Raw genomic sequence first — 4,947 nt, 5'->3', positions numbered from 1 at the left:
CGCGGGGGGGGGGGGGGGGCCACAGGTGCCACCGGGGAAGTCGTAGTTGGGGTGGGGGGTGTGAGGGGGGTGGAGGATGGAGTCTGGACAGGGGGCTGTGCGAGGTAAGCGGCCATGATGCTCCCTACGCGCCGTCACCGATCCCGGCGATGAGATCCAATGATTCTTCGGGCGAGAGGGCATGCGCCTGCATCGTGCGGAACGCGGCGCAGTACGCCTCAAGGTCTTCTTTCCGCTCCAGATAGAGGCTATTCGTCAAATGGTCGAGAACGACCAAATCCAGATCGGTAATGTGCGGGAATGAGAAGACAACGAAAGGGCCGGTGAGCCCGACATAGCCGCCCGCGGTGAACGGAAGCACCTGAAGACAGACCTGTGGAAGCCGGGCCAGTTCGGACAGCCGCCGTAGCTGACCGCGCATCACTCCGGGACCGCCCACCTCGCGCCGCAGCACGGCCTCGTCGAGTACGGCGTGCAGTTCGAGCGGTGTCGCGGAGTGCAGCACCTCCTGGCGGGCGAGCCGTACCTCCACCAGGGAGTCGACCGTCGTGGCGGGCAGACCGTCGAGCGCCGCGCTGGTCACCGCCCGCGCGTAGTCGGGCGTCTGGAGCAGGCCTGGCATCACCGACGTCTCCAGCGTACGGGCCGTGGACGCCTGGGACTCCAGGCTGATGAAGTCCCGGTAGCGGGGCGGGATCACACCGCCGTACGCCTTCCACCATCCCGGACCGCCGTCCGCGATGCCCGCCAAGGCGCCCAGCAGCGTGCGCAGTTGGGGATCGCCGACGCCCAGGGCGTCGAGCAGTGCCTCCAGATCCTTGTCCTTGACTCCGCTGACGCCCGTCTCGATACGGCTCACCTTCGACTGGTGCCAGCCCAGCAGCCGCGCCGTCTCGCCGCTCGTCAGTCCCGCCCGCTGGCGCAGTCCGCGCAATTCCTCCCCGAGCCTGCGCCGGCGTACCGCCGGAATATGCCGCATGAATAGATCCCTTCGCCGAACCGCTCCGATAAGCGTCCCGTACGCGCCAAGGGCGCCGCGGCGGAGAAGTTATCTTTTCGCCGCCCAAATACGGTCTCGCGTAGCAGAGTTCACCACTTCGGGCGACAGATATATGCAGATCTCGGTGGATCGGCCGTGTGAACGGCAGGATGAGTGGCACGCTGAGCACAGTCCGAGGCCGTCCGCGCAGTCATCCGCACTGCGGAGGAGTCAGGTCCGGCGGGAAAGGGACGGCGTCGCCATGGCAGATCATCAGGAAGCATCCATCACGCTGCCGAGCGATCCCGCGTCGGTACCGGCGGCGCGAAGATATGTCGCGGACCTGTTGACGGAGTGGGGTCTGCCGGGCCGGGCGGAGACGGCCGACACCGTGCGGCTGATCGTCTCGGAGCTGGCGACCAACGCCGTGCAGCACACCTTCGGCCAGTCGCCCACGTTCACCGTGGAGATCGTGCTCGACCGGTACGAACAGCTCCGCGTCGGAGTCACCGACAGTCATCCGCGCTGGCCGCAGCGGCTGCCGGCGGCCGTGCAGCAGGACAACGGCCGGGGCATGGTGATCGTCCGCTCACTGGCGGCGGAGGGCGGCGGAGAGGTGTCCGTGACGCCGACTCCGGAGGGCGGCAAGACGGTCTGGATCGCACTGCCCTGGACGGTCCCGGTCCAGAGCTGACCGTCACGCGGCGCGGGACGCCCGTACGCGTCCCGCGTCCTGCCTTCCGGCGGGGACAGCGGGAGACGACGGGAGATGGCGGGAGACCGCGGGGACGGGCCGGCGCGTCCGGTAGCCGGGCGTGTCGGCCGTGTCCCGTCCTGGCCGGGGACGGGACACGGGATGTTCCGAGGCGGCCTGGGACGGGCCGCCCGTATTCCTTGTATGGCGGTTCCTTGTCCGCCGGCCCGGGCGGGCCGGAGGTGGCGCGGAGGTCCGTCCTGGACCGGCCGGGCGCGCACCGGCCGGTCCAGGCGTGCCACGCTCAGTTCACCCGGCCGTACATGACGCTCCGGGACCAGATCCGTTCGAGCCTCACCAGGGCACCGGTCTTGGGCGAGTGCCAGATCTTCCCGCGGCCCGCGTAGATACCGACGTGGTAGACGTAGCCACCTGAGTGGAAGAACACCAGGTCGCCCTTGCGCCGGTGGGACGCCGAGATATGGCGGGTCCCGTTGTACTGCTGATGAGCGGTGCGCGGGAGCGTCTTGCCGGCCTTCTTGAACGAGTAGAGCGTCAGGCCCGAGCAGTCGAAGCGATGGGGTCCGGTGGCCCCCCACTGGTACGGCGAGCCTTCTTTGGAGGCGGCCACCCGGAGCGCCTTGACGGCGCGTGCGGCGGCATGGGCCTCGGGCGTGGCGCCCGGTGCCAGTATCGTCCCCCCGACCGTAGCGAGGGTGAGGACCGATACGGCACCGGCCCGGGACAGCAGAGACGGGACATATGTCTGCGCATTCATGCGCAACCCTTCGTCAGCCGCCTGTGAAGGATGACCTGTCGGGTTCGGACAGGCGAAGATGCCCGGCCGCGTCAGCGGCTTCACCCCAAGAGACGGTTCACGCATGAACACGCTGCCGTCCCGTACTGCTCGGGTCCTCCACTCCTGCCGATCCACTCCTGTCGACCAGACATCCGGAACGGCGGCAGGACTCGGCGTCCGCCCGGACCGCCCCGCCGTGGATGGTGGGGGCTTGTCGTCCCAGGGATCTTGACGCGTAATCAGATGATTTCCGAGGCGCAACGACGTTATGTGAAGTTCGTCACGTCTGATCCGTACGGGTGGCCAAGCGGTGTGTCGTACCCGGCTCCCGGACCACGATGAGGGCCGTACCTGCACGGCAGTTGAGGGCTGCTTCCCGCGTCCGGCCGCTTCGCGCAACTTGCGTCCCCCGGCGCGTCCAGAAGATCCGTCCCTCGAAAGGCCCAGCCGTTCCCGTACGGACGCGTCCGTACGGGAACGGAAACGGGCTCAAGTCGTGTCTTCGGGGGGCATCGTGACGCGCCCGGCGCGTCGCTCGCCGTCGAGCACCCGCAGCGCACGGGCGAGCGTCGCCGCGTGCAGTTCGGTCTCACCGCGCATATGCATGGCCGTCAGGGCGTCCCGCAGCGCGACCGCTTGCGCCGGCAGCGCCTGGGCCGCGCGCAGTGCGCTGTAGGTGTCCGAGCCGCGCGCCGGGTTGATCCGGCCCAGCAGATTGAGGACATGGAGGTAGCTGTCGACGAGATCTCCCTCGGCGCGGGTCAGCGCGGGCAGCGGGGGCAGTTCCGGTGGCAGCATCGGCGTGTCACCTCCTGCCTGGAGAGCCGAAGGGGTGTGTCGGGCCGAGAGACGTCTTACGGTTCTGGACCACGTGGTCGATCAGACCGTACGCCTTCGCGTCGGCCGCGGTGAAGATCCGGTCCCGTTCGATGTCCTCGGCGATTCGCGGCTCGCCCTGGCCGGTGTGCCGTACGAGCAGCGACGTGAGCACGGCACGCAGCCGCAGCAGCTCTTCCGCATGGATCACCAGATCGGACGGCTGGCCCCGGACGGGCTCCTCGATGGCGGGCTGCTGGAGGACGACACGCGCGCCGGGCAGCGCCATCCGCTTTCCCCGGGTGCCGGCCGCGAGCAGTACGGCGGCGGTCGAGGCCGCCTGCCCGAGACAGGTCGTCTCCACATCGCAGGTGACGAGCTGCATCGTGTCGTAGATCGCGGACATGGCGCTGATCGAGCCGCCGGGCGAGTTGATGTAGAGACAGATGTCCCGGTCGGGCGCGGCGTACTCAAGGTGGAGGAACTGCGCGATCACATCGTTCGCCGCGGTGTCGTCGACAGCGGTGCCGAGGAAGATGATCCGCTCCTCCAGGAGCTTGGAATACGGATCGAGGGTGCGGGTCCCGTTGGTCGTCCGCTCGGTGAACTCGGGCAGGACATAGCGGGCCGAAGGGCGATTCATGGCGGACCTCTCCTCATGCACGGCCCTGTAAAAAATGTACAGGACGTACAGACAGTTATGATGGAACCATGGCCTACGAGATTCCGGTGACGCAAGCCCGAGCCGAGCTAGCCGATCTGATCAACCGTGTCGTGTACGGCGGTGAGCGAGTGGTCGTGACCCGGCACGGAAAGCCGCTCGTCGCCCTGGTCTCCGCCGCTGACCTGGAACGACTCGAAAGCGGGCAGGAGGCGGCCGAGGAACGGGTGATCAGCGCGGTCTCCACGATCCGCTCCGTGCCGTCCGCTCCGGGCGAACGGCGGCGGTTCGGCATCGCGGCCGAGCACGGCTCCGAGCACCGTCCCGAACTCCGCTCCGAGACCCGCCCCGAGTCCCGTCCCGGGCACCGCTCGGAGCACCACGGCCCCGCGCGCGAGTAGGCGCGCGTAGGCGGGGGTGGACGAGGGCGTACGGAAAGGCCGCGCGTCCCCGTCCGCTGGAGCGGGGGCGCGCGGCCTGTTCCGGGATCTGCCGGACTCCGACTGGGCACAGCCGGCCGGGCTCAGCCGGCCAGGACCTGGCCGGCCGGGGCCGGTTCCGCGGTGCGGTGGTTCTCCATGGCGGCGGGGCCCGGTCGTCGGACGCGCGCGCCCACCAGCACCGCCGCGAGACCGAGCACCGCCCAGAGCGAGAGCGTCAGGACCGAGGCCGCGGACCCGGCGCCGTCGAAGAAGGCGACCGAACGGATCAGTGAACCGCCCGCACCCGGCGGCAGCCACTGGCCGATCAGCCCGGCGGGCTCCGGCAGCAGTTCGGGCGCGCTCGTCACTCCCGAGAACGGGTTGCCCAGCAGCACCATCAGCAGGCCTCCGAGGCCGAGCCCGGGCTGTCCGATCAGCGCGGCGAAGCCGGCGGCTCCCGCGCCGATGGCCAGGACGGTCAGCCCGATCGCCCCGGCCTCCGTCCACCAGTCACCGGTGAGCGCTCCCAGCCAGCTGTCCGCCACCGCGGTGGCGGCGATTCCGACCAGCGCCGCC

At 69.6% G+C, this 4,947-nt stretch carries 6 protein-coding genes, 1 pseudogene and 1 riboswitch; of the genes and pseudogenes, 2 read left to right on the top strand and 5 right to left on the bottom strand.

What is annotated here, in order from left to right; genetic code table 11:
- Positions 1 to 124 precede the first annotated feature (124 nt).
- Complete coding sequence (locus GA0115259_RS37010; protein ID WP_093604900.1) at positions 125 to 979, bottom strand: helix-turn-helix domain-containing protein; 855 nt, start codon at positions 977 to 979, stop codon at positions 125 to 127.
- Positions 980 to 1,241: 262 nt separating this feature from the next.
- Between GA0115259_RS37010 and GA0115259_RS37005 the strand changes: the two genes are divergently transcribed.
- Positions 1,242 to 1,673: an ATP-binding protein gene (locus GA0115259_RS37005; protein WP_093604898.1), complete on the top strand. Its 432-nt coding sequence runs from the start codon at positions 1,242 to 1,244 to the stop codon at positions 1,671 to 1,673.
- Positions 1,674 to 1,977: 304 nt separating this feature from the next.
- Here GA0115259_RS37005 and GA0115259_RS37000 read toward each other — a convergent pair whose 3' ends face one another.
- From GA0115259_RS37000 to GA0115259_RS36990, 3 genes are all read right to left on the bottom strand, one after another.
- Complete coding sequence (locus GA0115259_RS37000) at positions 1,978 to 2,451, bottom strand: C40 family peptidase (protein ID WP_093604896.1); 474 nt, start codon at positions 2,449 to 2,451, stop codon at positions 1,978 to 1,980.
- Positions 2,452 to 2,454: 3 nt separating this feature from the next.
- A riboswitch (cyclic di-AMP (ydaO/yuaA leader) is annotated at positions 2,455 to 2,658 on the bottom strand.
- Positions 2,659 to 2,961: 303 nt separating this feature from the next.
- Positions 2,962 to 3,270 (bottom strand): hypothetical protein, encoded by a 309-nt coding sequence (locus tag GA0115259_RS36995; RefSeq protein WP_093604894.1) that lies wholly within the window; start codon positions 3,268 to 3,270, stop codon positions 2,962 to 2,964.
- A gap of 7 nt (positions 3,271 to 3,277) precedes the next feature.
- Positions 3,278 to 3,931 carry an ATP-dependent Clp protease proteolytic subunit gene (locus tag GA0115259_RS36990; protein ID WP_093604892.1) on the bottom strand — a complete coding sequence of 218 codons (654 nt, stop codon included), beginning with the start codon at positions 3,929 to 3,931 and terminating at the stop codon, positions 3,278 to 3,280.
- Between the two features lie 68 nt (positions 3,932 to 3,999).
- Between GA0115259_RS36990 and GA0115259_RS36985 the strand changes: the two genes are divergently transcribed.
- Positions 4,000 to 4,350, top strand: a complete 351-nt coding sequence (locus GA0115259_RS36985) for a type II toxin-antitoxin system Phd/YefM family antitoxin (RefSeq protein WP_093604890.1) — start codon at positions 4,000 to 4,002, stop codon at positions 4,348 to 4,350.
- A 122-nt stretch (positions 4,351 to 4,472) separates the two neighbouring features.
- On the opposite strand, the pseudogene GA0115259_RS36980 reads toward GA0115259_RS36985, so the two are convergent.
- Positions 4,473 to 4,947, bottom strand: a pseudogene (locus tag GA0115259_RS36980) (ABC transporter permease); the annotation flags it as partial.

The sequence above is a fragment of the Streptomyces sp. MnatMP-M17 genome, from assembly GCF_900091995.1.
Classification (GTDB): Bacteria; Actinomycetota; Actinomycetes; order Streptomycetales; family Streptomycetaceae; genus Streptomyces.
Note: the sequence above shows the minus strand (reverse complement) of the source record. Positions and strands in the feature narration are given on the sequence as shown.

Bases quoted from the DNA above. Each gene is read 5' to 3' on its own strand.
- GA0115259_RS37010 (WP_093604900.1), bottom strand. From the start codon at position 979: ATGCGGCATATTCCGGCGGTACGCCGGCGCAGGCTCGGGGAGGAATTG.
- GA0115259_RS37005 (WP_093604898.1), top strand. From the start codon at position 1,242: ATGGCAGATCATCAGGAAGCATCCATCACGCTGCCGAGCGATCCCGCG.
- GA0115259_RS37000 (WP_093604896.1), bottom strand. From the start codon at position 2,451: ATGAATGCGCAGACATATGTCCCGTCTCTGCTGTCCCGGGCCGGTGCC.
- GA0115259_RS36995 (WP_093604894.1), bottom strand. From the start codon at position 3,270: ATGCTGCCACCGGAACTGCCCCCGCTGCCCGCGCTGACCCGCGCCGAG.
- GA0115259_RS36990 (WP_093604892.1), bottom strand. From the start codon at position 3,931: ATGAATCGCCCTTCGGCCCGCTATGTCCTGCCCGAGTTCACCGAGCGG.
- GA0115259_RS36985 (WP_093604890.1), top strand. From the start codon at position 4,000: ATGGCCTACGAGATTCCGGTGACGCAAGCCCGAGCCGAGCTAGCCGAT.